The sequence below is a fragment of the Rhodococcus sp. EPR-147 genome, assembly GCF_001647185.1.
Lineage (GTDB): Bacteria > Actinomycetota > Actinomycetes > Mycobacteriales > Mycobacteriaceae > Rhodococcoides.
In genome coordinates this window covers 1-3,293 of record NZ_LVCU01000556.1, presented here as the reverse complement: position 1 = coordinate 3,293, position 3,293 = coordinate 1, and the positions used below count along the sequence as shown (strand labels likewise).

The following is a 3,293-nucleotide window of genomic DNA, read 5'->3' as shown; positions in this document are numbered from 1 at the left end:
TCTTCCGAAAAGTATTGGGCCACTTGCCTACCGGCGTTGTCGTCATCGCGTCGGAGGGGGCATCCGGTCGGACCGGGATCGCGGTGAACTCGTTCACCGCCGTCTCCCTTGACCCCGCGCTGGTGTCGATCTGCGTGGCCCGCACCTCGACCACCTGGCCGGCCATCAGAGCTGCAGGCCGGTTCTGCATCAGCATTCTCGCCGACCATCACGAGCAGGCATCACGCCAGTTCTCGGCGCGCAACACCGATCGTTTCGCAGGCACGAGCTGGCACGACCAGTCGGCGGGCCCGGCCCTGGACGACGCGGTGGCCTGGCTCAACTGCGAGATGTACGCCGAATACGCGGCAGGCGATCACACGATCGTCGTGGCCCGCGTACACAGTCTCAGCGCGGCCGAGGACGGCAGCGCTCTGGTCTTCTTCCGCGGCCGGTACGGACGTTTCGTACCCAACCCCCAACCCCCAACGAAAGGTGCAACACCATGAAGCTTCTCTTCTTCGACGATTTCAAACTCGGAGTCCTGCACGGCGGCAACGTGATCGACCTCAGTGGCGAAGTCAAGGACATCCCGGCGGCACACCCGCAGGACGTCATCCGCGGCGTCATCGAGGGCTGGGCCACCTACCGTGAACGCCTCGAAGCTGCAATGGCCGCAGGTGACGGAATTCCGTTGAGCGCAGTACGTATTCGCCCTCCGATCCCTCGGCCGTCGAACATCGACTGCATGGCGCGCAACTACATGGAGAACGGCACCCTGCCCGAGCGGCCGCCGATCAACGGATTCGCGAAGTCTCCCAATTCGATCATCGGCCACGGCGACACCATGGTGTTGCCCGACGTCGCAGCGACGATATTCGAGGGCGAGGCGGAGCTGGCCATCATCATCGGCAAGCGCGCGCACAACGTCTCGGCAGCCGATGCGTACGACCACATCTTCGGCTACACCAACCTGATCGACGGTTCTGCACGCGGAATTCCGCCGCGGGAGAACGCTTTCTACCAGATGAAGTCCCGGGAGACCTTCTGCCCGATCGGCCCTTACCTGGTGACCGCCGACGAGGTGCCGAACCCGCAGAACATGCCGGTCACGCTGTGGAACAACGAAGAGATCAAGCAGGAGTTCGACACAGACGACATGGCGTACAGCATCGCCGAGTCCGTCGAGTTCGTCTCGCACATGCATGCTCTCGAGCCCGGCGACATCATTGCCACCGGCACCAATCATCGTGGACTGCACGCCTTTCAGGACGGCGACCGCATCGACTTGCAAGTGGGCGACCTCGGCCGGCTCAGCGTCACCATCAGTGACGAGCTGCACCGCACCTGGGGACGTCAGACTCGCCACGAATGGACCGAAGCGGGAAACAAGGGTCGGACTCCGCCTCAGCTGAGCGGACGCTACGCCCCCACAGCCGAATGACCGCCCGATGAAAGTGCTTCGCGTGCACGAGACCCTCGGCGATTCCGAGACGTACGGAGGAATCGACGCCGGAGATGCCTTCCTGCCGCACCGCGACTCACGCGTCAAAGGTCCGGCGAATGTCGTTCCGGCAACGGCTTTCTGGCTCACCCGAGCTCGGATGGTCGACGTCCCCGCCCCCACCTCGCTCGGGTCACACACCGTTGTGGTGCTCTCGGGCGAGGTGCGGGTGGATGTACGCGACCGCAGCCCGGCTGTGCTGACCGCCGGAGACCTGGTGTTCGCGAACGTCGCCAGTCCCGAGACCATGACGATGACCTGGGACGGCTTCGCGTGGTTGCTCTACCTCGCGCTGGACGACTGGCTGCCCGAAGCAGGCGACAACGAAGCCCGACCCGACCCGACCGTCCGGCAGGGACGGCCGTCGCTGACGTGGATCTACGACGACGGCGGAACCTCTCGGACCGAGCCGCTGCGCTGGCCGAGTGATCTGGCTCCGGTACCGCCGGTCGAGCAGTGGCCGCGTTCGCTCGGAGCATTCGTCACCCGCCGCGATTACGGCGAGGACGGGTACGTTCCGGGCGTCTGGCACAACGGGCCCAGGCCGCAGCTGGGCGTCACACTCAACGGCAGGGCCGAGAACGAGACCGGGGACGGAACGGTGACCTCGCCGGTGGCGGGCGACATCGCCTACATCGACGACGTGACCGGAGCAGGCCACGTCACGCGCGGTCTCGGTGATCGGTGGATGCTGTTCGTTACAGTCGATCCGGAACACCTGCGTTTCGTACCGGAGAAGTAAGTCCCTCGCCGAGGAGGCCCGACGTGTCGATCGCTGCGTCACCCGTGGAGTTCTCCACCGTCGGGCTTCCCTCCGTCGAGCGAATACAACGGTGGGAGGGGCACAACTCCGAGGTGCTCATCGGGCTGAGATGCCGCAGCCTGGAAGGCGGGTCCCTCGAGGCCACCGAAACCAACGTGCAGGTCGGATCGGTCGGGCTGGCCCGTGTTGTCGGAACCTCCCATGTCGTCGAGCGAGATGCCGAGCTGATTCGGCGCCGGCCGTCGGACTCGGTGGTGCTGTACTTCAGCCTGGTCGGCGATGCGTTCTTCTACTCCGAGGACGGTGTGCGCACCGTGGGCCCAGGCCAGGTTCTGCTGTGCGATGCCGACAGGGCCTTCATGCGCGGGTTCTCGCACGGCCTCGAAGAACTAGTCGTCAAGATCCCGCGCGGGGTCTACTCCGACGTCACCGGAGAGGACTCACTCGCGGCCCCGAAAGTCTTCGACTTCTCGGCGAACGGCAACGTGCACGCTGCCGCCCTGGCCGCTCGAGTGAGCCGCGCGATGCGCGCCGACGGGCCGGCGGCGCCCGACGAGCGGACGATCCTCGAACTGGTCTCCGTCCTGACCGGTGGAACGCGCAGTGACATCGGGCAGGCGCATCGCGCGGCTGCTCATTCCTACATCGAGCGCCGTCTGACCGACGCGTCGTTGTCTGCCACCGACGTCTCCGACGCCATCGGAATCAGCGCCCGGCACCTGTCCCGAGTCTTCGCAGCCGACGGCACCAGCGTGCCCAAATACATCCTCGAGCGGCGACTCGCTCGTGCACACACGGTGCTCACCTCGCCGTCGGGACGCTCGACGTCGATTGCCGAGATCGCCGCCTCCTGCGGATTCTCCTCTGCCGCTTACTTTTCCAGTGCCTTCTCGGCACGGTTCGGAGCCCGAGCATCGGACGTTCGACGCGACGCCGTGGTGCTGCGGTCGGTGCACTAGTTGCGCAATTGCGCCACCGTTGCCGATTTGCGCCGACATGACCGGGATCGATGGCCACCCACGGTGTGATGCAGGACACTGGTTTGCA

4 protein-coding genes are annotated in these 3,293 nt (G+C 65.6%); all 4 read left to right on the top strand.

Annotation, left to right across the window (positions count from 1 at the left end):
• The coding region (locus A2J02_RS24940) for a flavin reductase family protein (protein WP_082899553.1) at positions 1-488 on the top strand (488 nt) is incomplete at its 5' end.
• Positions 485-1,423: a fumarylacetoacetate hydrolase family protein gene (locus A2J02_RS24935; protein WP_068055108.1), complete on the top strand. Its 939-nt coding sequence runs from the start codon at positions 485-487 to the stop codon at positions 1,421-1,423. The genes A2J02_RS24940 and A2J02_RS24935, both read left to right, overlap by 4 nt.
• Positions 1,424-1,430: 7 nt before the next feature.
• Positions 1,431-2,225, top strand: coding sequence for a hypothetical protein (locus A2J02_RS24930; protein ID WP_068055106.1), 795 nt, complete (start codon positions 1,431-1,433; stop codon positions 2,223-2,225).
• Between the two features lie 23 nt (positions 2,226-2,248).
• Complete coding sequence (locus tag A2J02_RS24925; RefSeq protein ID WP_179272149.1) at positions 2,249-3,205, top strand: helix-turn-helix domain-containing protein; 957 nt, start codon at positions 2,249-2,251, stop codon at positions 3,203-3,205.
• Positions 3,206-3,293: the final 88 nt, after the last annotated feature.